This window comes from Plantibacter sp. VKM Ac-2876 (assembly GCF_015350715.1).
Classification (GTDB): domain Bacteria; phylum Actinomycetota; class Actinomycetes; order Actinomycetales; family Microbacteriaceae; genus Plantibacter; species Plantibacter auratus.
In genome coordinates this window covers 324,927-349,386 of the sequence record NZ_JADKSI010000001.1, presented here as the reverse complement: position 1 = coordinate 349,386, position 24,460 = coordinate 324,927, and the positions used below count along the sequence as shown (strand labels likewise).

Genomic DNA, 24,460 nt, shown 5'->3' with positions numbered 1-24,460 from the left:
CCTCGTGAGCGCGCCCCACCGGCGTGAGCGCACCCCTCCGGAGGCCCGCGCTCACGTCACCGGGGCGCGCCCACGCCGACAAACCCGCGCTCGCGCCAGCGCACCGCGCTGACGCCGGCCAGAACCACGGGTCAGTGCGCGCCCATCAGCGGGATGACGAGCGGTGTGTGCGACTCGGGGTCGTCGATGATCCGGCAGCGGAGCCCGAAGACCTCCTCGACGAGCTCGGCCGTCACGATGTCCGCCGGCGCACCCTGCGCGACCACGTGTCCGTCCCGCATCGCGATCAGGTGCGTCGCGTACCGTGCCGCCTGGTTGAGGTCGTGCAGGACTGCGACGAGGGTGCGGCCACCCTCCTGGTTGAGCCGGGTGAAGAGGTCGAGCAGCTCCACCTGATGCGTGATGTCGAGGAAGGTCGTCGGCTCGTCGAGCAGCAGCAATGGCGTCTCCTGCGCGAGGGCCATCGCCACCCACACCCGCTGGCGCTGGCCGCCGGACAGTTCGTCGACGAGGCGACCGGACAGCTCCGTGACGTTCGTCGCCTCCATCGCCGCGAGCACCGCCGCCTCATCGGCCGCCGACCAGCGTCGGAGGATCGACTGGTGCGGATATCGGCCACGCGACACGAGGTCGATCACCGAGATACCGTCGGGCGCGATCGACGTCTGCGGCAGCAGCCCGATGCGCTTCGCGACCTCCTTCGACGGGTAGCGCGTGATCTCCTGACCGTCGAGCACGACGTGCCCCTGGGTCGGCTTCAGCAGCCGGGCGAGGGCACGCAGGAGCGTCGACTTGCCGCAGGCGTTCGGGCCGACGATGACCGTGAACGAGTCGTCGGGAATCGCGATGTCCAGTTCATGGATGATGGTCCGCTGGTCGTAGCCGACGCGGAGGGCTGTTCCGGCGAGTCTGGTGGTGGGGCTGTCGGTCTTCATGTCAGCGCTTTCCCGCCTGCGTGATGAGCAGGGCGATGAGGTAGATGCCACCGAGGGTCACGGTCACCGCACCGACCGGCAGGGCGGCCGGGGCGATGATCCGCTGGGCCACGACGTCGCTCACGAGGAGCAACGCCGCACCCATGGCGGCCGAGGGGACGAGGGTGATGCCGGCGGACTTCGTCAGGCGCCGGGCGAGTTGGGGTGCGGCGAGCGCGACGAAGATGATCGGGCCGGCGACCGCGGTGACGGTCGCGGTGAGGGCGACGCCGATCACGAGCAGCAGCAGCCGCGTGCGTTCGACCGGGATGCCGAGGGCGCTCGCGATGTCGTCGCCGAACTCCAGCATGCCGAGTCGGCGGGACATGAGCGCGAGGAGGGGGACGAGGACCGCGACCGCGATCGTCACGGGCACGACGTCCTGCCACCCGAGGTCGGCGAGCGAACCCATGCCCCAGCTGGCAGCAGCGATGGCGGCGTTGAGGTCCGCCCGCAGCTGCAGGTAGTCGTTGAACGCGTTGAGGACGGCGCTGATCGCGATGCCGATCACGATGAGCCGGAACCCCTGGACGCCCCGAGACCACGCGAGAAGGTAGACGACGAGGGCCGTCGCGAGCCCGCCGATCAACGCGCCGGACACCGTCGCCGCGTAGTTCCCGCCGACGACGAGGGTGACGATGAGCGCGCCGGTGAACGCGCCGGAGTTGAACCCGATGATGTCGGGACTGCCGAGCGGGTTCCGGGTGATCGACTGGAAGATCGCGCCAGAGAGCCCGAGCGCGATCCCGCCGACGACGGCGACCACGACCCGCGGCAGGCGCCACTCCAACACGATGCGGAGGACGCTCTCCGAACCCGTGCCGGTGAACGCGGCGAGCAGTTTGTCGAGCGGAATGCGGTACTCGCCTTGGGTGAGCGCGAAGGCGCCGACCCCGACGACGACGGCGACCAGGGCGCCGACGACGACGAGCTCACGCCGGTGGACCACCCAGCTGACCCGACCGATCCGCACGGTGCGCCGGCCCGGTTCGGCGACCGCGGTCACAGCCCCTGCGCCTTCGAACGGCGGATGAGCACGATGAGGAGCGGGGCGCCGACGAACGCCGTGACGATCCCGACCGGCATCTCACCGGGGACGGCGACCCGCCCGACGAGGTCGGACAGCAGGAAGATGATCGGCGCGAACACCATCGTGAACGGCAGTACCCAGCGCTGGTCCGGTCCGACGATGGCCCGGGCGAGGTAGGGCGACATCAGTCCGAGGAAGGCGATCGGTCCGGCCGCCGCGGTGGCAGAACCGCACAACAGGGTGATCGCGACGACCGAGAGCACCCGCGTCCGGAGCACCTTCGTGCCGAGTGAGGTCGCGAGGTCGTCTCCGAGGGCGACGGCGTTGAGCGACCGGGAGACGACGAGGGCGAGGACGACCCCGACGATGAGGAACGGCAGCACCCCGAGGAACACGTCCATCTGGCGGTTCTGCAGCGAGCCGGCCTGCCAGAAGCGGATCTTGTCGAAGATGTCGGGGTTGCGGATCGTGATGGCGAAGGTCACCCCCTGGAGTGCTGCGGAGAGCGCGACGCCGGCGAGGACGAGCCGGACCGGGGTCGCCCCGGCGCGGCCCCGGGAGCCGATCACGTACACGATGACGGAGGCGAGACCAGCGCCGGCGAAGGACCACCACACGTAGGAGCTCAGGTCGGCGGTGCCGGCGATGGCGACGGCGAGCACGACCGCGATGTACGCCCCGGCGTTGACGCCGAGGATGCCGGGGTCGGCGAGCGGGTTCCGCGTGACGGCCTGCATCATCGCTCCGGCGAGGCCGAGCGCCGCACCGACGCCGATGGCCAGGAGCATGCGCGGCACCCGGAACCCGGTGACGAGGATCGCGTTGGTGTCGTCGCCGCCCTGTGACAGCGCCCGCCAGACCTCGGCGGCGCTGATCGTCCCCGAGCCGATGAAGAGGCTGCCCGCGGCGATGGCGGCGAGCACGACGAGCGCGGCGACGAGCAGCAGCCAGCGCGAGGCGGTCGATCGGGCGATGCCGGTCGACGCCTCTCGTGCGCGGGCGGCCGCGGTCGGGAGCCGCAGGCTGTCGAGGTCGGCGCTCACCGGCTCATCGGTTGTCTTCGGCCTTGCCGTGTCGCCAGTAGCCCATGAACGCGACCGACTTGCGGTCGACGCCGCACCCGGAGACGAGGTGCCGACGGAGCGTCTTGATGGCCGACGCCTCTCCGGCGAGCCACGCGTAGAGCGGTGCGCTCTCGAGGACGGGGCCTCCGGTCGCGTTGACCGGCGCTTCCCAGAGCAGCTCGGTGTCGACGTCGACGTCCTCGAGTGCCGGCTGCGTGGCGATCGTGGCGGTGTCGACGCTCGGCGCGAGGCGGCTCGCGATGCGCTCGACCTCGGGGATGAGCAGGGTGCCCACGGGCTGGTCGCCGCGGGGGAGGACGACGACCTCGACCCCGTCGGGCTTCGTGGACAGGGCGGCGATGTCGTCCTCGTGCGGCAGCTCGACGACGGCGATCCCGCGCGCGGTGCTCGGCAGACGCTCGAGGATCCCGGCGATCCCGGGCAGGGCCGTCTCGTCCCCGGCGAGGAGCACCTGGTCGACGGTGGCCGGCGCGTGCCAGTCGATGCCGCCGGCCGGGACGGCCGACCGGGCGTTCGGGACGTTGACGACGAGCTCGTCGCCGACCTTCGCGTCCATCGCCCAGGTGGACGCGGGGCCGACGCGGCCGTGCAGGGCGATGTCGACGTCGAACTCGGCGAGCTCGGGCCGGACCTCGCGGATCGTGTACGTGCGCATCGGGTGACGTTTGTCGTTGGGCAGGAGCCGCCAGGCCTGGTACCAGTCGTCGTGCATCGGCAGCTCGTCGAAACCGGTGTCGGGCAGCGGGAAGAGCAGCTTGATGCGCTGGTCGTGACGGTTGTCCGCGATGTGCTGGACCTCGGGACCGGTGAAGGTGAACCGCCGATAGCTCGGGCTCACCTGCTCGATGCGCCGGACGACGGCTGCGAGGAGGATGAAGATCGAGTCGGGGGTCTGTTCACTGAGGCGAGGCATCGATAGGTAAGCCTACCCTTCAATGCGTTGGGGGTCACCTGCCGATCGCACCTTGTCGGTAGGGAGTGGCGGTGGTAAACTTGAGTCAGATTCACTCAAGTTTTGAACAGGAGACCGTACCCATGCCAGCAGGCCAGACGCCTCAGCAAGAGGATCAGCGCAGTGCGCTCGAGCAGTACGGCGTCAACCTGACCGAGATCGCCGCCTCCGGCAAGCTCGATCCGGTCATCGGCCGTGACGCCGAGATCCGTCGCGTGAGCCAGGTGCTCACGCGACGCACCAAGAACAACCCCGTCCTCATCGGCGAGCCCGGCGTCGGCAAGACCGCCGTCGTCGAAGGCCTCGCCCAGCGCATCGTCGCGGGCGACGTCGCCGAGAGCCTCAAGGGCAAGCAGCTCATCTCCCTCGACCTCTCCGCGCTCGTGGCGGGTGCCATGTACCGCGGGCAGTTCGAGGAACGCCTCAAGGCGGTGCTCAAGGAGATCGACGAGTCCGACGGACAGATCATCACCTTCATCGACGAGCTCCACGTGCTCATGGGTGCCGGCGGCGGCGAGGGGTCCGTCGCGGCGGCCAACATGCTGAAGCCCATGCTCGCCCGCGGCGAGCTGCGGCTGATCGGCGCGACCACGCTCGACGAGTACCGCGAGTTCATCGAGAAGGACGCCGCCATGGAGCGTCGCTTCCAGCAGGTGTTCGTGGGGGAGCCGAGCGTCGAGGACACGGTCGCCATCCTCCGTGGCCTCAAGGAGCGGTACGAGGCGCACCACAAGGTGGCCATCGCCGACAACGCGCTCGTCGCGGCGGCCGCCCTGTCCAACCGCTACATCACGTCGCGGCAGCTGCCCGACAAGGCGATCGACCTCATCGACGAGGCGGCCAGCCGACTGCGCATGGAGATCGACTCGGCCCCCGTCGAGATCGACGAGCTCCGACGCAGCGTCGACCGCCTGAAGCTCGAGGAACTCGCCCTCAAGAAGGAGAAGGACGACGCCTCCAAGGAGCGCCTCGCCCGCCTCCGGGAGGACCTCGCGACCCGCCAGGCCGCGCTCGGCGAACTGCAGGCGCGCTGGGAGCGCGAGCGCGCGAGCCTCAACCGGGTCGGCGACCTCAAGAAGCAGCTCGACGCCGCCCGGAGCAAGGCCGAACGCGCCCAGCGCGAGGGCAAGCTCGAACAGGCGTCCAAGCTGCTCTACGCCGACATCCCGCAGCTCGAACGCGAACTCGCGCTCGCGGAGTCGGCCGAGCAGGACACTGACGGCGAACCCAGGATGGTCAACGACCAGGTGACCGCCGAGGACATCGCCGCCGTCATCGCCGCCTGGACCGGCATCCCCGTCGGTCGCCTGTTGCAGGGTGAGACGGAGAAGCTGCTGCACCTCGAGCAGGAGCTGTCCCGCCGACTCATCGGGCAGCACCGTGCGGTCGCCGCCGTGTCCGACGCCGTCCGGCGCACCCGGGCCGGCATCTCCGACCCCGACCGCCCGACCGGTTCGTTCATGTTCCTCGGCCCCACCGGCGTCGGCAAGACCGAGCTGGCGAAGGCGCTCGCCGAGTTCCTCTTCGACGACGAGAAGGCCATGGTCCGCATCGACATGTCCGAGTACGGCGAGAAGCACTCGGTCTCCCGGCTCGTCGGTGCACCTCCGGGGTACGTCGGTTACGAGCAGGGCGGGCAGCTCACCGAGGCCGTTCGTCGACGCCCGTACTCCGTCGTGTTGCTCGACGAGGTCGAGAAGGCGCACCCCGAGGTGTTCGACATCCTCCTGCAGGTGCTCGACGACGGTCGCCTGACCGACGGCCAGGGGCGCACGGTCGACTTCCGGAACGTCATCCTCGTGCTGACCTCCAACCTCGGCTCGCAGTACCTCATGGACGCGTCGCTCTCCCTCGAGCAGAAGGAGGAGGCCGTCCAGCAGCTCGTGCGCCAGGCCTTCAAGCCGGAGTTCGTCAACCGTCTCGACGACATCGTCGTGTTCCAGCCGCTCAGCGAGGCGGAGCTCGGCCAGATCGTCGAGCTCTACATCGATCGCCTGCAGCGTCGACTGGGCGAGCGTCGGCTGCACCTCGCCGTCACGCCCGACGCCCGTGCCTGGCTCGCGGAGCGCGGATACGACCCCATGTACGGCGCGCGTCCGCTGCGTCGACTCATGCAGCGGGAGATCGACGACCGCCTCGCGCGGGCGATCCTCGACGGCTCGATCCGCGACGGCGACACCGTCCACGTCGGGCTCGCGAGCGACGGCGACGGCCTCACGGTCGAGCGAGCGGTGGTCCCGGCCTAGCCCGGCTGCTTGCGGCCAGCGCGGTGCGCTGACGCGAGCGCGACCCACCGACGTGAGCGCGCCCCTCTGGAGGGGCGCGCTCACGCGTGTGCCCCGCGCTCGCGCGACAGCACCGCGCTGGCAGTGACCCCCGAGCGGGGGAGGAAACCCCTGGTGCGCGACGGTTGCCGCGCACTAGCGTGATCCTCGCGGTGGGCCCGATCGGCGCGCCCTGAGAGGACCCGATGTCACACGCAGCCCCGAGCACGACGCCTGAGACCAGCGACACCGCCGTGCCCCTCTGGCGTCACGCACACGCCCCCGCCTGGTTCTTCTTCGGCGGCCTGGCGCTCTGGCTGTTCCTGCTGCTGGTGCCGCACGTCCTCCTCGGCAACCCGGCGGTGATCCCCGCGTGGATCCTGCTCGGCTCAGGTCTGGCCGCCTCCACCCTGCTGCTCATCATGGCCCGACGTCTCCAGTCGGGCGACGGCGTCACGACGGCGACGCTCCTCTGGGCGGTCCTGGTCGGAGGCTTCATCGCCATCACGCTCGGCAGCACCTTCGACTCCCTCATCGGCGTCGCCGCGACCGATGCCGGCGAGAACCCGCACGACATCGGGTTGTTCTTCGCCGGGGTCGCCGAGGAACTCGCGAAGATCATCGCCGTCGTGATCGTGGCGTGGCGGCTGCCGGTGAAGACAGCCCGTGGTGGTCTCTTCGTCGGCGGCGCCGTCGGGATCGGCTTCGCCGTCCTCGAGAACCTCTGGTACATCGGGCAAGGGTGGGCGAACGGGGTCGAGGCCTCGCAGAAGCTCGCCGCCGGCTCACCACCCCTCGAGATGATCCTCTCGCACCCGGCGTTCCAGGCGGCCGGAGCCGCGTTCGCCCGGACGATCTTCGACCCGGTCGGGCACCCCCTGTGGACGGCGCTGTTCGCCGCGGCGCTGTTCGCGGCTGCACGCAACGGCCGGTTCCGGATCACCGTGGGCGTGCTCCTGACCTACCTGCTCGTCGCGGTCATGCACGGCCTGTGGGACGGCAACACCGTGCTCTGGGGGCTGCTGTTCCCGAGCATGCCGGTGCTCAAGGCGCTCGTGGTGCCGGCCATGGTCGTGCTCGTCGTCGCGTTCGCGCTCATCTGGCGGGCGCGGGTCCGTCGCATCAACCGCGACGCCGGCGTCGTGTCGCTCCACGTCCCGCGTCGCGAGCGGAAGCAGGCCTGACCACCGAACGCGCGAGGCCTGCTGTGATCCGGGCATGCCGGGGAGTAGCGTGAAGCGCACCTGATCCGCGACGCCGAGGAGACACCCATGCTGGGACGCAAGACCTTCGAACAGCGAGAGGTCGACCAGGCGAAGACGATGATCGCCGCGCTCGTCGCCGGACGCGAGACGCTGGCCGAGGCCGGAGCGGACCCCGCAGCGCTGGCCGTGGTCGACCCCGAGTTCTTCACCGGCCTCACCCTCGTGCTCGATCGGCCGTTCGTCCACCGGGTGCGCTCGGTGCTCGGGAAAGGTCCCGGGGCCCTCAACGAGCTCGAACTCATCGTCGCGTCGATCCTCGACCACGACCGGGTGTTCACGGTGGGGACCGTCCTGCAGTACTCCGAGGGGACGTCGTTCACCGGTCTCGTCCCGGGTGAGACGATCCGGCTGAGCGCCGAGCAGTTCGAGCGCCTCGCCGTCGGCGTCTTCGCCGAGTTGGAGGAGTTGTTCGTCGAAGCGGTGTGAGGTGCGGCGTCGGCCGCGAGCCTGCGTCACGCGCTCCGCGGACGGTGCCACGATCAGCTCGTGAGCTCATCGACGTCCGGAACGATCATGGTGCGGCACGGAGCGAAGCTCCGGTTGACCGTCTCCGCCCTCGTCGGTGTCGCCGTGGGCGTGATCGTCGGCCTGAACTGGTTCTGGGCGGGTGCGATCCTCGCCGGTTGGGGGACCACGTGCGTGGTCTTCGTCGGTTCCCTCTGGATCCGCATCTGGCGGATGGGCCCGGAGCGGACGCGCGAACACGCGACCTCGGAGGAGCCCGGGCGGACGACCAGCGAGGTGCTCATCGTGCTCGCGAGTGTCGGGAGCCTCGTCGCCCTGAGTGTCGTCATCCTGCAGGCGAGGGCGTCCTCCGGGGTCGAGCAGGGCGTGCTCGCCGGGTTCGCGGTCGTGAGCGTGGCGCTCTCCTGGGCGCTCATCCACACGATCTACACCCTGCGGTACGCGCGCATGTACTTCGCGGCGCCGGAGGGCGGCATCGACTTCAACCAGGAGGAGGCGCCGCAGTACAGCGACTTCGCCTACCTCTCGTTCGACCTCGGCATGACCTACCAGGTCTCCGACACGACGCTGCGGTCCAGCGAGCTGCGCCGCACCGTCCTCAAGCACACCCTGCTGTCGTACCTCTTCGGCTCCGTGATCCTCGCGACCGTCATCAACCTCGTCGCGGGGCTGTAGCGGCGCCCTAGGTCCCGCGAACGACGACTGCGCAGCCCGGCGGACCGGACTGCGCAGCATGGTGGTGCAGGAACCGAGCGGACTACTCCTGGACGATCACGAGGTCGGCGAGGGGACGACGCTCACGCGGAGCGGTCTCGCGGTCGCGGAGCATACCCTCGGGCAGGAGCTCGGGGTCGCCGAGCTCACCGAGAGCGGTGACGGTGAACGGCACGAGGCCGTCCGGCAGCGAGAACGCCTCCCGGATGCCGTCGGCGGAGAAGCCGGCCATCTGGTGTGCGAAGAGACCGTCGCTGTGGGCCTGGATGCTCAGGTGCGCCATCGCCTGGCCGAGGTCGTAGATGGCCCAGGGACGCTCGTTGCCCTCGTCGTCGAGGGTCTCGGCGACGGCGACGATGAGCGCGCCGGCCTGCGCTGCCCAACCGCGGTTGAAGGCCACCAGCTGCTCAGCGATCGTGTCGAACGTGGCGGTGCCCTTGGTGCCGACGATGAACCGCCAGGGCTGCACGTTGTTGGCGCTCGGCGACCAACGCGCGGCTTCGAGGGCCGAGGCCATCTTCGCGGTGGAGACGGGCTCGCTCACGAAGGCGCGGGGGCTCCAGCGGTCGGCGAGGACGTCGAGGATGGGGGCGTCGGTCTGGGCGGTACGGGTGACGATGGACATGCGGTCTCCAAGCGAAACAAGGGAACTGGACAGAGGTTGCGTCGCCGTTGACGATGGATGCAACTGCATCGATCGGGGCGCTATTCCCGGGCTCGAGGGGTCCGTGCAGCAGTGACGATCTCGGCGATCCGGTGCGGGGCCGCTTCGTCCTGCAGCGACGTCGTGTCGCCGAGGGGCCGCTGGTCGACGATGTCGCCGAGCAGACGCCGCATGATCTTCCCCGAGCGGGTCTTCGGGAGGTCTGGGACCACGAAGACGTCGCGGGGCTTCGCGATCGGGCCGATCTCGTTCGCCACGTGGGAGCGCAGCGCCTCGCGGAGTGCCGCGGAGCGCTCCAACCAGTACGCCTCGCCGTCGGCCTCCGGACCGTGGGATCGCGAGGACGGGATGACGAACGCGGCGATCGCGCTCCCCGTGATCGGGTCGTGCACGCCGACCACGCCGGCCTCGCCCACGTGGGGATGCGACACGAGGGCCGACTCGATCTCGATGGTCGACAGGCGGTGGCCCGAGACGTTGATGACGTCGTCGACGCGCCCGAGGACCCAGATGTCGCCGTCCTCGTCCCACTTCGCGCCGTCGCCGGAGAAGAAGTAGCCCTGCCTCCAGTACTTCGCCCAGTACGAGTCGCGGTAGCGCTCCGGGTTGCCCCAGACCGTGCGCGCGAGCGACGGCCCGAAGCGGCTGACGACCAGATACCCGCCGGATCCGTACGGCACCGTCTCGCCGTCCTCGTCGACGACCAGCGCCTCCAGGCCGGGGAGTGCGCGACTGCCGGAACCAGGCTTGATCGTGGTCGCACCGGGGAGCGGCGCGATGACGGCCGACCCCGTCTCCGACTGCCACCAGGTGTCGACGACCGGGGTCTCACCGCGCCCGATGCGCTCGCGGAACCACATCCAGGCCTCGGGGTTGATCGCCTCACCGACGGTACCGAGGAGCCGGAGGGTCGAGAGGTCGTACTCGGCGGGCGGCCCCTCGGGGAACCACGTCATGAGGGTCCGGATGAGCGTGGGCGCCGTATAGTACGTCGTCACGCCGTAGCGCTCGATGATCTCGAAGTGCCGCGCCTGGTGCGGGGTGTTCGGCGTGCCCTCGTAGATCACCTGGGTGAGCCCGTTCGACAGCGGACCGTAGATCTCATAGGTGTGTGCCGTGACCCAGGCGAGGTCGGCGGTGCACCAGTGGACGTCGTCGTCCTTGGCGTCGAAGATCGCCCAGTGGGTCCAGGACGCCTGGGTGAGATAGCCACCTGACGTGTGGACGAGTCCCTTGGGCTTCCCGGTGGTGCCGCTCGTGTAGATGATGAAGAGCGGGTTCTCCGCATCGAACGCCTCAGCCTCGTGGGTGTCGGCGGCGAGACCCACGGTGTCGTGCCACCAGACGTCGCGACCGGGGGTCCAGGGCACGTTCGGCGTCTCGTCGCCCGTGCGTGCGACGACGAGCACGTGCTCGATGGACGGCACACCGTCGACGGCGGCGTCGGCGTTCTGCTTGACCGGCACGGCGGTACCCCGGCGGTACTGGCCGTCGGTGGTGATGAGCAGCTTCGCCTCGGTGTCCTCCACCCGGAAGCGCAGCGCCTCGGCCGAGAACCCACCGAACACGAGGGAGTGGATGGCGCCGATGCGGGCGACGGCGAGGGTGGCGATGACCGTCTCAGGGATGACCGGCAGATAGATGACGACGCGGTCGCCCTGGCCGATGCCGAGTGCCGTCAGGGCGTTGGCCGCCTTCGCGACCTCGCGCTGCAACTCGGCGTAAGTGATGGAGCGGCGGTCGCCCGGCTCTCCCTCGAAGTGGAGGGCCACTTTGTCGCCTCGTCCGGCGTCGACGTGCCGGTCGACGCAGTTGACCGCCACGTTGAGCCTTCCCCCGGCGAACCAGGTGGCGGCGGGGACGGTGAGTTCGGGCTCGGGGTCCGACGGGTCGGACCCTTCGACCGGCCGAGCCGGGTCCCAGGTGTGCGCCGTCTGCCACGGGGTGACCCAGTCGAGGCGTCGGGCCTGCTCCTCCCAGAACGCCACCGGGTCGGCGGCCGCGCGAGCCCACTCCTCCGGGCCGACGTTCGCCCTCTGGGCGAGGTCGGCCGGTGGGGCGTAGCTGCGGGTCTCGGCGAGGAGGTTCGCGATGGTGGCGGCGGGCGCTGCGGACGTCGATCCATCAGTGGGAGGCATGCTGCAACGCTACGCGGGAGGCCGGTGTCGGTGCCATCCGCGGGTCATGCGGCGTCACGGTCCGGCGGTTCCGAGGGGCTGTGGAGGAGCGTCGGGAGTAGCCTCGGAGGGCCGCCGCGATGCGTGGCGGAGGTCGATCAGGGGTGCGCAGGCGCATCTCGGGAAGGGAACGACATGGCGACCGTCATCCAGTACCAGGAGCTCGGCTCGGCCGACGTCCTCGAGCTCGTCGAGGTGCCGACGCCTCAGGCGGGCCCCGGCGAACTCGTCGTCGAGGTGCGCGCCGCGGGCGTGAACCCGATCGACTGGAAGCTCCGCAGCGGTGTCCGCGGCGGCGAGCTGCAGGGCACCCGACGCGTCGGGAGTGACGGCGCCGGCGTCGTCGCCGAGGTCGGCGACGGGGTCGAGGGCTGGTCGATCGGCGACGAGGTCGTCGTCGTCAACGCCTCCGGGACGTACGCGACCCATGTCGTCGTCACGCCCGACCAGATCATCCGCAAACCGGTGGCCATCTCCTTCGAGGCGGCGGCGGCGATCGGCATCCCCGTGAGCACTGCCTACCAGGCGCTCCGGTCGCTCGGCGTGACCGAGGGGACGACCCTCCTGATCCACGGCGGATCGGGCTCGGTGGGGCACGCCGCCGTGCAGTTCGCCGTGGCGTGGGGAGCGACCGTCGTCGCCACCGCGAGCGAGGGGAACCACGCACGGCTGCGGGAGCTCGGGGCGATCCCCGTCGCCTACGGTCCCGGGCTCGTCGAGCGCGTGCAGCAGGCGGTCCCGCAGGGTGTCGACCGCGTGCTCGACGCCGTCGGCACCGACGAGGCGCTCGAGGCCTCGTTCGAGCTGGTCGAGGACCGGCAGCACATCGGCACGATCGTCGTCGGTGCGAAGGCCGCCGACCTTGGGATCCAGGCATGGTCCGGCGGCAACCCGCTCCCGCTCACGGCGCAGGAGCAGGCCTGGCGGGCGGAGGCGATTCCGGCGGTCGCGTCCCTCGTCGAACAGGGACGCTTCAGCTTCGAGCTCGGGACGGTCCGGCCCCTCGCCGAGGCCGCCGATGCGCACCGCGAGAGCGAGTCGGGCCACCCGAGCGGGAAGCTCATCCTCGTCCCCTGAGTGCCCTTCGACAGGCTCGGGGACCGGAGTGACGTGAGCGGGAGCGCCCTTCGACAGGTTCAGGGACCGGAGCGCTACTCCGGGCCCTCGCCGAAGCTGTCACCGACGGGAGCGCGGTCGGCGAGGTCGTCCTGGTCGTCGAGGTCCTCGACGGCGTCCTCGGTGTCCGCATCGTCGTCCAGACCCGCATCGCCGACGACGTCGTCACCACCGACGCCGTCGCCGGCGTTGCTCAGGCCGCCGTCACCGGGGGCCGCGTCGTCGGCCGAGCGGTCGACCGCACCGCCGTCGGGCACGACACCGCCGACCGAGCTGTCGGTCTGGTCCTCGCCGGGCACGTGTGCCTGGGCACCCGGGCCGCCGTGGGCGAGGGCGTCGCGTTGGGCGTCTGCTGCTGCTGGATCCATGGGATTGCTCATGACGGCAGCGTAGGCCGGACGCCGAGACGTCGCTGGGGCTTGGCTCAGGGACGCCGGACGCCTATCCTCCGTGCTCCCCGCCGGACCCGACGCGGTGTCGACAGCGCGTGCCCGTCGACGGGCTCAGGGACCGGGGAGGGTCAGCGGCCGGTGTGCTGCGCGATGATCGCCTTGATGCGGTCGACGTCGGCCGGCACGATCTCGAAGCGCTGCTCGAGCCCCTCGATGCCCTCGAACGCCTCGGGACGCTCCGGCTCCTCGCCGAGCGCCTCGCGGACGATCTCGGCGAACTTCGCCGGAAGCGCGGTCTCGAGCACGAGCATCGGGACGCCCTCGCGCAGGTGGCGACGGGCGACCGTGACGCCGTCGGCGGTGTGCGGGTCGATCGTGACGCCGTAGCGCTCGTGGACGTCGCGGATGGTGGCGACGCGGTCGGCGTGCGTGCTGCGACCGGAGACGAAGCCGAACTCGCTGATCCGCTCGAACTCGGGCGTCCCGGAGAGGTCGAACCCGCCCTCCTCGTCGAGGGACCGGAACAGCTCACCGAGGCGGGTCGCGTCCTGGCCGACGAGGTCGTAGAGGAAGCGCTCGAAATTCGACGCCTTCGAGATGTCCATGCTCGGGCTGGAGGTGTGGTGCGTCTCGGCCGCCGAGCGCGGGCGGTACACGCCCGTGCGGAAGAACTCGTCGAGGACGTCGTTCTCGTTCGTCGCAACGACGAGCTGGTCGATCGGGAGCCCCATGGAGCGGGCGATGTGCCCGGCGCAGACGTTGCCGAAGTTGCCTGACGGCACCGAGAACGACACCTTCTGGCCCGGACCGTCGGTCGCGAGCAGCCAGCCGTGCACGTAGTACACGACCTGCGCGACGACGCGGGCCCAGTTGATCGAGTTGACCGTACCGACGGCGTGGAGCGCCTTGAACGGGGCGTCCTTCGAGACGGCCTTCACGATGTCCTGGCAGTCGTCGAAGTTGCCCTCGACGGCGAGGTTCACGATGTTGTCGTCCTGGAGGCTGAACATCTGCGCGCGCTGGAAGCTGCTCATGCGGCCGTGCGGGCTCAGCATGACGACCCGGATGCCGGTCTTGCCGCGCATGGCGTGCTCGGCCGCGCTCCCGGTGTCGCCGGACGTCGCGCCGAGGATGTTGAGCTCGTCGCCGCTCTTCGCGAGTGTGTACTCGAAGAGGTTGCCGAGCAACTGCATCGCCATGTCCTTGAAGGCGAGCGTCGGGCCGTTCGAGAGGCCGAGGAGCTGCAGCTCGGTGCCGCCCTCCTCGCCGAGGGTGCGCAGCGGGGTGATGAGTGAGGCATCGTCGCCGGCGCGGCCGTTCGAGTACACCTCGGCGGTGTAGGTGCGACGGGTGATGTCCTGGAGGTCGGCTGCGGGGATGTCGTCGGCGAACTTCGACAGCACGGCGAACGCGAGGTCGGCATAGGACAGCTCGCGCCACGACTCGAGCTCGTCAGCGGTCAGCTGCGGGTACTCGGCCGGGAGGTACAGGCCGCCGTCCGGGGCGAGCCCGCCGAGGAGGATGTCCGAGAAGTGCTGGGGCAGATCGTGGCCCCGCGTCGACTGATAGTGCATGACCGTCTCTCTCATCCGGTTGGAAGCCCGATCTCCAACCTTGCCATATCGGGGGTCGACGCGCAGAGGCCTGCCGTCATCGTGACCGGCCGCTACGCGCGGGCGAGTTCCTCGCGGATCGCGGCGACGAACGCGTCGATGTCGTCCTCCGTGGTGTCGAACGAGCACATCCAGCGCACCTCGCCCTTCGCCGCGTCCCAGTCGTAGAAGCGGAAGCGTTCGCGCAAGCGGTCTGGGACGCCCGCTGGCAGGGTCGCGAACACCGCGTTGGCCTGGGTCGGCTGGCTGAAGCCGAGTCCCGGTGCCTCCCCGGCGGCGATGAGGGCCTCGAGGGAGGTGCGGAGGCGCGCGGCCATCGCGTTCGCGTGGGTCGCGGAGCGGAGCCAGAGCCCGTCGCCACCGTCGGCCGCCGGCTCGAGCAGGGCGATGAGCTGCGCCGCACCGAAGCGCATCTTGGACGCCAGCTGCATGTTGAGCTTCCGCAGGTAGACGAGGCCCTCCGACGCCGACGGTTCGAGGACGACGATGGCCTCGCCGAACATGAGTCCGTTCTTCGTCCCACCGAAGGACAGCACGTCGACGCCGGCATCGGCGGTGAACGCGCGCAGTGGGACGCCGAGGGCTGCGGCGGCGTTGGCGATGCGGGCGCCGTCGAGGTGCAGCTTCATGCCGTGGCCGTGCGCGTGGTCGGCGATCGCGCGGATCTCCTCGGGCGTGTACAGGGTGCCGAGTTCGGTGGTCTGCGTGATCGAGACGACGAGCGGCTGTGCACGGTGCTCGTCGCCCCAGCCCCACGCCTCGCGGTCGATGAGGTCGGGCGTGAGCTTCCCGTCGGGGGCGTCGACCGTCAGGAGCTTGATGCCACCGACCCGCTCCGGCGCGCCACCCTCGTCGGAATTGATGTGCGCGGTCGACGCCGAGATGACGGCGCCCCAGCGCGGGAGCATGGACTGCAGACCGACGACGTTCGCTCCGGTGCCGTTGAAGACGGGGAACACGGCGACGTCGCGGCCGAAGTGATCGGCGAAGACCTCGTGCAGCCGACGGGTGTAGTCGTCCTCGCCGTAGGCGATCTGGTGGCCGCCGTTGGCCGCCGCGAGAGCGTCGAGGATCTCGGGGTGGACGCCGGAGTAGTTGTCGGAGGCGAAGCCACGGATGCTGGTGTCATGCAGAGAGTCGGTCACTGATCCATCCTCGCGCATGCCACACGCAGCTTCCGTGCATCACGGGCCGACTTCCTGCGTGCTCGGGTCGCCGTCGAGCATGTTCACAATTCAGGAGCGCCCGGGCGTGGCGCCCCCGCACCTTGCGTGTCGGCGGGGACGCGCCGAGGCGCTCCTGAATCGTGAACCGAGAGACGAGGTCAGTCGGCGGCGTGACGCGGGCCGTCGGAGGAGGGGACGACCTCCTCGGGCACGGCGTCGATCGCGGCGTCGACGTCGGCGTGTGCACCGGGCTCCGGTTCCGCGTCCGGGGTCTCCTGTGCGAGCGCGTGCTCGTAGGCGAGCGCGTGCACGGCGATCGAGGAGGCGACTGCGGCCTGCTGCTCGTCCTCGGCGGAGGGCTGAGCCGGCTGTTCGGCCGCCAGCGCGGCGGCCTGCTCGGGCGTCAGCCGGGCGTCCTGGTCCTCCTCGTCCTCGTCCACGAGGTCGAGCACGATGGGCTCGTCGCCGTAGATGTCGCCGGCCGGATCGCCCGCGAGCGGGGCCGGCGCGGGGAGGCGCTGCTCGGCGTCGAGGAACTGCTTGGCCTCGAAGGCACCCGGGTTGAAGACCTCGTCGATCCCGCCGAGCCCGCTCATGCCTTGAGCGCTTCCGAGAGTTTGACCCGACCACCCATCTTCAGCAGCGAGTTCTCGTAGATCCGCGAGCCGACGAGGATGACGAGCGCCGCGGTGACCGCGAGGATCAGCAGGGACAGGATCGGCTCCCACCACTGCGCCGAGCCGACGAAGAGACGGACGGGCATGCCCACGGCTGCCGAGAACGGCACGTAGGACATGATCGTCATCACCACCGGGTTGTCGTTGAAGAAGATGACGGCGAAGTACGGGATCATGATCAGCATCGTAATCGGGGTCGTCGTCGAACCGATGTCCTCTTGACGTGAGACCAGCGATCCAGCAGCGGCGAACAGTGCCGCCAGCAGGATGAAGCCGAGCACGAAAAACACCACGAACCAGACGACCGGGGTCCCGAGGCCGGCGAGCAGCTCCGTCTGGCCCGTCACCGTCAGCCCGATCACCGACAGCGCCGCGATCGCCAGGATCTGCCCGAACGCCAGGATGCTGTTGCCGAGCACCTTGCCCGCGAGGAGCGCCTTCACCGGGATGGCGGACATGAGGATCTCGACGACGCGGGTCTGCTTCTCCTCGACGACGCTCTGCGCGATCGACGCCCCGAAGGTGGTGGCGGAGACGAAGAACACGAGACCGAACCCGAGCGACACGATGTAGAGCAGGAAGCCCGCGGAGCCGTCCGCGTCGGGATCGAGGATGGTGACCTGCGGCTGCGCGCTCAGTTGCATGATGAGCGTGCTGGAGGCCTCGGAGTCGAAGATGACCTGGACGCCGGTGGGGTTGTCGTCGGTGGCCGGTGCGATCGCCGCCTCGACGTCACCCGACTTCACCAGGGCCTCAGCTGCGGCGACGTCGGCCGCCTCCGTCACGTCGAAGGTCTTGCCGTCGACGAGTCCCGCACCCGCGTCGCCCACGACCGCGACCTTCGTGGTCTCCGAGGCGGTGTTCTTCGCGAGGAACCCACCGACGACGATGCCGGCGAGGATCACGAGGAGCAGGATGCCCGTCGAGATGAGGAACGTCTTGCTCCGCAGACGCATCTTGACCTCGCGCTCGGCGACGAGACCGATGCTCTGCACGAGGCTGGGGGAGGCCGGGCCGGAGCGACGACGACCGGCGGGCTGGATCGGGGACTCGGTTGCCGTGGTCACTGGATGACCTCCTTGAAGATCTGGGCGAGGGTGGGTCGGAGGGGGGCGAAGCTCGTGACGTCGCCCTGGGTCAGCGCCTCACGGAGAACGGCCTGCGCCGCCTGGGCGTGGTCGGCGTCGAAGAGGGCGTAGCCGCCGTCGAAGTCGACGACGGAGATGCCCGGACGCTCGCGCAGCCAGCCGGTGTCGGCCGCGGTGAGCAGCTCGTAGCGGTTGCCGGTGTGGGCTTCGCGGAGGGACTCGCGCGAGCCGGAGGCGCGGATCCTGCCACCGGCGATGATCACGAGGTCGTCGCAGAGGCGCTCCACGATGTCGAGCTGGTGGCTCGAGAACAGGACGGGGGAGCCGTCTGCGGCGAACTCGCTGAGCACCCCGACGACCACGTCGACCGCCATCGGGTCGAGGCCGGAGAACGGCTCGTCGAGGACGAGGACGTCGGGGTCGTGGACGAGCGCCGCGGCGATCTGCGCCCGCTGCTGGTTGCCGAGCGACAGGCTCTCGAGGGCGTCGTTCCGGCGCTCGCCGAGGCCGAGGCGCTCGAGCAGTTCGCCGGCGTTGCGCTTGGCGGCGTGGGTCGTGAACCCGTGGAGGCGGGCCAGGTAGACGAGTTGTTCCTCGACCCGCATCTTCGGGTAGAGGCCGCGCTCCTCCGGCATGTAGCCGAACCGGCGGCGGTCCTCCGGGGTGAGCGGGGTGCCGTCGAGGGTGACGGTTCCGGCGTTCGCGGCGAGGACACCGAGCAGGATGCGCATCGTCGTCGTCTTGCCGGCGCCGTTCCCGCCGACGAACCCGGTCATGCGGCCGGGGGCGACCTGGAAGCTGACATCGTCGAGCACCTTCCGCTCGCCGTACGACTTGTCGATGTGGCTGAGTTCGAGCATCGGCCGCCTCCTGTGATCTGCGTGCTGGACCGAGTGTCCTGCGTCCGGTTCTCCCGGTATGGCGATCACGCTACGCGGCGTGGTGTGCCACCGGCATCCGCCGTAGGACGGGTTGACGCGACGACGCCCGGTCCCCTTCTCCGTCGAGTGGGGGATACCGGGCGTCGTGGACCAGCAGAGCGCTGGATCAGGCGGGGCGGGACTCCGGGGAGACCGTCTTCGAGGGGTCGGTCTCGGCGACGGAGCCGATGGCCTCGTCGATGCGGGCGATGACCGCGTCGTCGAGCTTCACACCGGCCGCGGCGGCGTTCGCGGTGACCTGCTCGGGACGCGAGGCCCCGACGATCGCACCGGCGATGTTGTCGTTGTGCAGCACCCAGGCGAGCGCCAGCTGCGCCATGGTGAGATCGAGTTCGTCGGCGATGGGCTTCAGCTGCTGGACGGCCGTGAGCACCTCGTCGTCGAGGAAGCGCTTGATGGTGTCTGCGCCGCCCTTCTCGTCGGTGGCCCGGCTACCCTGCGGGAGCTCTGCACCCGGGAGGTACTTGCCGCTGAGGACGCCCTGCGCCACCGGCGACCAGACGATCTGGGAGATGCCGAGTTCGCGCGAGGTCGGGACGACCTCCTCCTCGATGACCCGCCACAGCATCGAGTACTGCGGCTGGTTCGAGATGAGCTGGAAGCCCAGCTCCTTGGACAGGGCGTGGCCGGCGCGCAGCTGCTCGGCGTTCCACTCGCTCACGCCGATGTAGAGCGCCTTGCCCGCCCGGACGACGTCGGCGAAGGCCTGCATCGTCTCCTCGAGGGGCGTCTCGCTGTCGTAGCGGTGGGCCTGGTACAGGTCGACGTAGTCGGTGCCGAGACGCGTGAGCGAACCGTCGATCGACTCCATGATGTGCTTGCGCGACAGCCCGACGTCGTTGTGCCCCTTCGGGCCGGTGGGCCAGTAGACCTTCGTGAAGATCTCCAGGCTCGCGCGTCGTTCGTCCTTGAGGGCGTCGCCGAGCACCTGTTCAGCCGCCGTGTTCGCGTAGGCGTCGGCCGTGTCGAAGGTGGTGATGCCGGCGTCGAGGGCGGCGCGAACGCTCGCCGTGGCGACGTCGTTCTCCACCTGCGAGGCGTGGGTCAGCCAGTTGCCGAAGATGATCTCTGAGATCTTGAGTCCGCTGTTGCCGAGGTATCGAAATTCCATGGTCGTCACGCTACTCCTCGCATCCGACCGACCGACGGGGTTGCGCGGAGACGGAGCGAACCCTCAGCTGCGCGGCGACGCCAGCCCGTGCTCGTAGGTGTAGATGACCGCCTGGATGCGATCGCGGAGGGCGAGCTTCTGCAGCACCTTCGAGACGTGCGACTTCACGGTCGCCTCGCCGACGAAGAGCGTGGTCGCGATCTCCTGGTTGGACAGGCCCTGGGCGACCAGCTGCAGGACCTCGCGCTCGCGCTCCGTCAGCTGCTCATAGTCGGCGCCGGTCGTCGGCCCGGCCGGGACGGCGGGGTCCTGCGCGGCGTCCTCGACGACGGGGCTCTGCCGGGTGAACCCCTCGATGACCCGGCGGGTGACCGCCGGCGAGAGGAGGGCCTCCCCGCCCGCGATCACCGAGACCGCTGCGACGAGTTCCTCCGGCGAGGAGTTCTTCAGGAGGAACCCGCTCGCGCCGGCACGGAGCGCCTCGGCCAGGTAGTCGTCGCGGTCGAAGGTGGTGAGGATGAGGACCGCGGCGTTGGTGTCCGGATCCGCGACGATCCGACGGGTGGCCTCGAGGCCGTCCATGCCCGGCATCTGGACGTCCATGCAGATCACGTCCGGCGCGAGCGTCGTCGCGAGCGCGACGGCCTCGGCGCCGTCCGACGCCTCACCGACGATCTCGATCCCGGGCTGCGAGCCCAGGATGATGCGGAAGCCGGCACGCAGCAGCTCCTGGTCGTCGACGAGGAGGATGCGGGTGGGCTGCTCGGTCATGCCTGGTCCTTCGTGGTGGTGGTCTGGGGTCGTCCTGCGGCGGCGGAGGCGAGGCGGGCGTCGGCGATGGACGCGGCGACGGGCTCCATCGCCTGGTCGCCCGGCCGGCCGAGCGGGATGGCGGCCCGGACGAGGAAGCCGCCGCGGGCTCGTGCCCCGACCTCGAGGACGCCACCGGACGACGCCACGCGCTCCCGCATCCCGATGAGTCCGAGCCCACCGCGCCGGGCCACCGTCGGGACGGTCCCCGTGTTCGTGACCTCGAGCTCGACCGCGTCGTCCAGATAGCGGAGCCTGAGTTCGGCCGTCGCCGTGGTACCGCCGTACTTGCGGGCGTTCGTGAGCGCCTCCTGCGCGATCCGGTACAGGTTGAACGACACGACGGCCGGGATCGGGACCGGTGTGCCCACGAGTTCGAACCTCGTCGGCAGCCCGTTCGCCGTCGACTCGTCGGCGAGCCGGCCCAGCTGGCCGACGCCGACGGTCGACGGGCTGCTCTCCTCGTCGGTCGGTTCGCCGTGCGCGCGGAGGGTGCCGAGCATCTTGCGCAGCTCGTCGATCGCGCTCCGTGCGCCGAGCTCGACGTTCGTGAGCGCATCCCGCGCGGCGGCCGGGTCGGCATCGAGCACGGTGCGCGCGGCGCCGGCCTGGACCCCCATGACCGAGACGTGGTGGGCGACGACGTCGTGCAGCTCGCGCGCGATCCGCACCCGCTCGAGGGCGACCGCCTGGCGGGCGGACCGGGCGCGCTCCGCCTCGAGCTCGGCCGTGCGCTGCTCGAGCGCCGCCCGCTCCCGGGAGGACTGGTACACGCGCTCGCCGAAGAAGTACGCGGCTCCGAAGTAGAGGATGTTCGTCAGGATCTGGATGAGGATGAACGCCACGAGGGGCGAGAAGAGCCCCACCCGGGAGAGGCTGGGCAGCGCGTCGGGGTCGGTCGCCTGGATGAACATGGAGACGAGCAGCCAGACGAACATGGCGACGATGATGAGCACGCGGACGAGCGCGGCGCGACGTCGGTTCGGAACCCATGCCCCGACCGTGTAGATCGCGAGGAACAGCGCGATGTTCGTGAAGAGGACCTCGGGTACGAGCACCGTGCCGCCCACGATGAACATGACGGCGACGACGATCGAGACGGAGCACGGGAAGCGGCGACGGAACGCGAGCGGCGCGGTGATGCCGATCGCCCAGAGGACGGACGCCCACATCGGTGCGGGCTCGGGGTAGAACCCGGCGATCGTGTACAGCGTCAGGCTGAGGAGGGTGCCGACGCCGAGGGCGATGGCGAGGATGATGTCGGACCGCTGTTCCGACGGCGTCGCGGCCGGACGCCGCCACTCGGCGTCGTAGGGGTCGACCGGGCGTTCCTCCTGCTGGTCGACGGCGGGCTCGCTCATGCCGTCCACGCTAGCGCGACGCCCCGCCGGGGACATCCGTCGAGCGACGGAGCGCGGCGGTACGGTGCTCGAACAAGAGCCCGGAGCGGCACTCAGGAGAGTGCTGCTCCGGGCTCCTCCGCGGCACGGTCGGGTCAGGCCGCGGATCGTCCCGTGATCCCGGCGGTCGACGTGATGACGTCCGTCATCTTCTTGCCGAGCGCCTCATAGAACATCGACAGGGGGAACTCGTCGTCGAGGACCGCGTCGGTGAGCCCGCGCGGCGGTCCGCTGAGGATCTCGTCGGACAGCCCACGCGCCCACTGCGACGCGGGGTGCGGCGTCAGCGTCGTCCGGACGAGCTCGTACGCGGCGAGCCAGTGCGCGGTCTTCGGACGGTCGATCGATCGCCAGTACAGCTCGTCGATGCTCTCGCCGAGCCGCACGACCACGTCGGGGACCTCGTCCCAGTCGATCGTGAGCCTGGTGTCGGTCCAGTGCAGCACGCCGTGCTGGTGCATCCACGCGAACAGCAGCTGGCCGCCGACGCCGTCGTAGTTCCGGACGCGTGAGCCGGTGATGGCGAACCGGAAGATGCGGTCGAAGATGATCGCGTACTGGACGAGCTTCGCGTGCTCGAGGATCGCCACGTCCGCCTCGTCGAGCGTCTCGGTCTCCGCGCGGGCCGTCAGCGTGCGCTCCAGCCGGACCGACTCGCGGAACGCCGTGAGGTCGCAGCGCAGCTCCTCGAGGGAGTACAGGAAGAACGGCATCCGCTGCTTGATCATGAACGGGTCGAACGGGAGGTCACCGCGCATGTGCGTGCGGTCGTGGATGAGGTCCCACATCACGAAGGTCTCCTCGGCCAGCTGCTGGTCGTCCAGGAGGGACGCGGCGTCGGCCGGGAGCTCCAGCTTGGTGATCTCGGCCGCCGCTCGGACGACCCGACGGTACCGGGCCGCCTCGCGGTCCTGGAAGATCGCGCCCCAGGTGAACGCCGGGATCGCGCGCATCGCGACCGTCTCGGGGAAGAGGACCGCGGAGTTCGTGTCGTACCCCGGCGTGAAGTCGAGGAAGCGGATCGGCACGAAGAGTGCGTTCGTGTAGTCGCCGGCCTCGAGCGCGGCGATGAACTCGGGCCAGATGACCTCGACGAGCACGGCCTCGATGTGGCGGTCGGTCGAACCGTTCTGCGTGACCATCGGGAACACGACGAGGTGGCCCAGACCGTCCACGCGGTGCCGCTCGGGGTGGAACGCGACGAGCGAGTCGAGGAAGTCCGGGACGCCGAAGCCGTCGCGCTCCCAGCGGTCGAAGTCGGCGACGAGGGCGTCGAGGTACTCGGCGTCGTGCGGGAAGTTCGGAGCCAGGGTGCGGACGCTCGCGACGATCGTGGCGACGTGCCCTGCCGCCGACTCGTGGTCGCTCGACTCGGGGATCGAGCCGTCCTTCACCTGGACGGCCTGCAGCGCGGTCGCGGCGGCCTTGAGGTCCGTCCAGGCCGGCTGCCCGACGAGCGCGGCGGCGTCTTCGACGACCTCCGGCTCTCCGACGATGCTCTTCGTGTGGGTGGTGGCGACGTTCGACATGGTGAACCTCCTTCCGCGTGCGCAGGCGTCGCCCGGGGTGGGTGACGATTCCTTCGAGCGTAGGGGCGGAGGGGGTGCGGATTTCTTGCGTCAGGAGCGACTTCGCTGCAACATTCGGCCGTTCGCGCTGGGGAACTGCACGGCCGGCCGCGGCAGGCTGCTAGCTCCAGCGGCGCTTGATCCAGCGGTCGAGGACCCCGACGAGCGCATCGGTGATCGCGCCGAGCAGCGCGAGCACGATGATGACGAAGAAGATGCGGTCGACCCGGCCGTTGTTCTGCGAGTCCACCAGGCGGAATCCGAGTCCCATGGACGAGGCGATGAGCTCCGCCGCCACGAGGAACAGCCACGACTGCGCGAGCGCGAGCCGGAGGCCGGAGACGACCGAGGGCGTCACGGCGGGCAGCTGCACCGTCCGGAACAGCGCGACACCGTTCAGCCCGAACGCGCGGCCGGCCTCGACCAGGTGCTTGTCGACGTGGCGGAGCGCGGCGGAGACCGTCGTGTACACCGGGAAGAACGCGCCGATCGCGATGAGCGTGATCTTCGACTCCTCACCGATCTTCAGCCAGAGGATGAGCAGCGGTACCCACGCGAGCGACGGGACGGCGCGGATCGCCGCGAAGGTCGTCGACAGCAGGATGTCGCCGAGGCGCGAGAGCCCCACGACCGCGCCGAGGACGAGGCCGAGGACAGCACCGATGAGGAAGCCGATGAGGACCCGCTGTACCGAGATGGCGACGTCCTGCTGCAGCCAGCCGCGTTGCGCGAGATCCACGCCGGCCGCCCAGACCTCGGCCGGTGCCGGGAGTTGCGAGGCGGGGACGAGGCCGAACGCGGTGACGAGCTGCCAGGCCCCGAGGACGACGACGGGGACGAGGAAGCCGCCGAGGACGACGACGATCCTGCGGGACCCGAGGACGGCGCGCGCGTCGCGGCCGGACTGGGTCGCCTGGGCACCCGCGGCTGCGGTGGTGCCGAGACCGGCGAACTCGGTCATGGGTTCCTCTCGGGACGGTTCAGGGGC

The 24,460-nt window shown here is 70.2% G+C and carries 22 protein-coding genes; 5 read left to right on the top strand and 17 right to left on the bottom strand.

Annotation, left to right across the window (positions count from 1 at the left end):
• Nucleotides 1-131: 131 nt before the first annotated feature.
• From ITJ62_RS01595 to ITJ62_RS01580, 4 genes are read right to left on the bottom strand one after another with little or no spacing between them, the layout of a single operon-like run.
• Entirely contained in the window at nucleotides 132-935 is an 804-nt protein-coding gene (locus ITJ62_RS01595; RefSeq protein WP_137242394.1) for an ABC transporter ATP-binding protein, read from the bottom strand.
• A gap of 1 nt (nucleotide 936) precedes the next feature.
• Entirely contained in the window at nucleotides 937-1,980 is a 1,044-nt protein-coding gene (locus ITJ62_RS01590) for an iron chelate uptake ABC transporter family permease subunit (RefSeq protein ID WP_194599414.1), read from the bottom strand.
• On the bottom strand, nucleotides 1,977-3,047 hold the full coding sequence (locus ITJ62_RS01585) for an iron chelate uptake ABC transporter family permease subunit (protein WP_079704968.1): 1,071 nt from the start codon (nucleotides 3,045-3,047) through the stop codon (nucleotides 1,977-1,979). The genes ITJ62_RS01590 and ITJ62_RS01585 overlap by 4 nt, the downstream gene beginning before the upstream one ends.
• A 4-nt stretch (nucleotides 3,048-3,051) precedes the next feature.
• Nucleotides 3,052-4,002, bottom strand: a complete 951-nt coding sequence (locus ITJ62_RS01580; RefSeq protein ID WP_124768591.1) for a siderophore-interacting protein — start codon at nucleotides 4,000-4,002, stop codon at nucleotides 3,052-3,054.
• A gap of 122 nt (nucleotides 4,003-4,124) precedes the next feature.
• Between ITJ62_RS01580 and ITJ62_RS01575 the strand changes: the two genes are divergently transcribed.
• The 4 genes from ITJ62_RS01575 (at nucleotide 4,125) to ITJ62_RS01560 (ending at nucleotide 8,710) form a co-directional block, all read left to right on the top strand.
• Nucleotides 4,125-6,287, top strand: coding sequence for an ATP-dependent Clp protease ATP-binding subunit (locus ITJ62_RS01575; protein WP_194599413.1), 2,163 nt, complete (start codon nucleotides 4,125-4,127; stop codon nucleotides 6,285-6,287).
• A gap of 224 nt (nucleotides 6,288-6,511) precedes the next feature.
• Complete coding sequence (locus tag ITJ62_RS01570; protein ID WP_194599412.1) at nucleotides 6,512-7,489, top strand: PrsW family glutamic-type intramembrane protease; 978 nt, start codon at nucleotides 6,512-6,514, stop codon at nucleotides 7,487-7,489.
• Between the two features lie 87 nt (nucleotides 7,490-7,576).
• The gene (locus ITJ62_RS01565) at nucleotides 7,577-7,996 is read left to right on the top strand and encodes a hypothetical protein (RefSeq protein ID WP_194599411.1); all 420 of its coding nucleotides are present in this window, start codon (nucleotides 7,577-7,579) and stop codon (nucleotides 7,994-7,996) included.
• Between the two features lie 60 nt (nucleotides 7,997-8,056).
• Nucleotides 8,057-8,710: a DUF1345 domain-containing protein gene (locus tag ITJ62_RS01560; RefSeq protein ID WP_229940487.1), complete on the top strand. Its 654-nt coding sequence runs from the start codon at nucleotides 8,057-8,059 to the stop codon at nucleotides 8,708-8,710.
• An 82-nt stretch (nucleotides 8,711-8,792) separates the two neighbouring features.
• On the opposite strand, the gene ITJ62_RS01555 is transcribed toward ITJ62_RS01560, so the two are convergent.
• Both ITJ62_RS01555 and acs read right to left on the bottom strand, forming a co-directional pair.
• On the bottom strand, nucleotides 8,793-9,374 hold the full coding sequence (locus ITJ62_RS01555) for a nitroreductase family protein (protein WP_194599410.1): 582 nt from the start codon (nucleotides 9,372-9,374) through the stop codon (nucleotides 8,793-8,795).
• An 80-nt stretch (nucleotides 9,375-9,454) separates the two neighbouring features.
• Nucleotides 9,455-11,551 (bottom strand): acetate--CoA ligase, encoded by a 2,097-nt coding sequence (acs, locus tag ITJ62_RS01550; protein ID WP_194599409.1) that lies wholly within the window; start codon nucleotides 11,549-11,551, stop codon nucleotides 9,455-9,457.
• Between the two features lie 174 nt (nucleotides 11,552-11,725).
• On the opposite strand from acs, the gene ITJ62_RS01545 reads away from it, so the two are divergent.
• Nucleotides 11,726-12,667, top strand: coding sequence for an NADP-dependent oxidoreductase (locus ITJ62_RS01545; RefSeq protein WP_194599408.1), 942 nt, complete (start codon nucleotides 11,726-11,728; stop codon nucleotides 12,665-12,667).
• Between the two features lie 74 nt (nucleotides 12,668-12,741).
• Here the strand turns inward: ITJ62_RS01545 and ITJ62_RS01540 are convergent, their stop codons facing one another.
• The 11 genes from ITJ62_RS01540 to ITJ62_RS01490 all read right to left on the bottom strand — a co-directional run bounded on the left by ITJ62_RS01540 (nucleotide 12,742) and on the right by ITJ62_RS01490 (nucleotide 24,433).
• Nucleotides 12,742-13,086, bottom strand: a complete 345-nt coding sequence (locus ITJ62_RS01540; RefSeq protein ID WP_194599407.1) for a hypothetical protein — start codon at nucleotides 13,084-13,086, stop codon at nucleotides 12,742-12,744.
• A gap of 140 nt (nucleotides 13,087-13,226) precedes the next feature.
• Nucleotides 13,227-14,672 carry a threonine synthase gene (gene thrC, locus ITJ62_RS01535; RefSeq protein ID WP_194599406.1) on the bottom strand — a complete coding sequence of 482 codons (1,446 nt, stop codon included), beginning with the start codon at nucleotides 14,670-14,672 and terminating at the stop codon, nucleotides 13,227-13,229.
• Between the two features lie 92 nt (nucleotides 14,673-14,764).
• Complete coding sequence (locus ITJ62_RS01530; protein ID WP_175116455.1) at nucleotides 14,765-15,874, bottom strand: low specificity L-threonine aldolase; 1,110 nt, start codon at nucleotides 15,872-15,874, stop codon at nucleotides 14,765-14,767.
• 161 nt (nucleotides 15,875-16,035) lie between these two features.
• The gene (locus ITJ62_RS01525; protein ID WP_079704981.1) at nucleotides 16,036-16,473 is read right to left on the bottom strand and encodes a hypothetical protein; all 438 of its coding nucleotides are present in this window, start codon (nucleotides 16,471-16,473) and stop codon (nucleotides 16,036-16,038) included.
• The gene (locus tag ITJ62_RS01520; RefSeq protein ID WP_370581783.1) at nucleotides 16,470-17,621 is read right to left on the bottom strand and encodes an ABC transporter permease; all 1,152 of its coding nucleotides are present in this window, start codon (nucleotides 17,619-17,621) and stop codon (nucleotides 16,470-16,472) included. The genes ITJ62_RS01525 and ITJ62_RS01520 overlap by 4 nt, the downstream gene beginning before the upstream one ends.
• Complete coding sequence (locus ITJ62_RS01515) at nucleotides 17,618-18,502, bottom strand: ABC transporter ATP-binding protein (RefSeq protein WP_194599405.1); 885 nt, start codon at nucleotides 18,500-18,502, stop codon at nucleotides 17,618-17,620. The genes ITJ62_RS01520 and ITJ62_RS01515 overlap by 4 nt, the downstream gene beginning before the upstream one ends.
• A gap of 187 nt (nucleotides 18,503-18,689) precedes the next feature.
• A complete protein-coding gene (locus tag ITJ62_RS01510; protein WP_064295523.1) occupies nucleotides 18,690-19,694 on the bottom strand; it encodes an aldo/keto reductase family protein in 1,005 nt (334 codons plus the stop codon).
• Nucleotides 19,695-19,757: 63 nt separating this feature from the next.
• On the bottom strand, nucleotides 19,758-20,465 hold the full coding sequence (locus ITJ62_RS01505; RefSeq protein ID WP_192004472.1) for a response regulator transcription factor: 708 nt from the start codon (nucleotides 20,463-20,465) through the stop codon (nucleotides 19,758-19,760).
• Nucleotides 20,462-21,865 (bottom strand): sensor histidine kinase, encoded by a 1,404-nt coding sequence (locus ITJ62_RS01500; RefSeq protein ID WP_191940433.1) that lies wholly within the window; start codon nucleotides 21,863-21,865, stop codon nucleotides 20,462-20,464. Before ITJ62_RS01500 ends, ITJ62_RS01505 begins: the two co-directional genes overlap by 4 nt.
• 134 nt (nucleotides 21,866-21,999) lie before the next feature.
• Entirely contained in the window at nucleotides 22,000-23,433 is a 1,434-nt protein-coding gene (locus ITJ62_RS01495) for a DUF6421 family protein (RefSeq protein WP_194599404.1), read from the bottom strand.
• Between the two features lie 160 nt (nucleotides 23,434-23,593).
• Nucleotides 23,594-24,433, bottom strand: coding sequence for an ABC transporter permease (locus ITJ62_RS01490; RefSeq protein ID WP_194599403.1), 840 nt, complete (start codon nucleotides 24,431-24,433; stop codon nucleotides 23,594-23,596).
• Nucleotides 24,434-24,460: the final 27 nt, after the last annotated feature.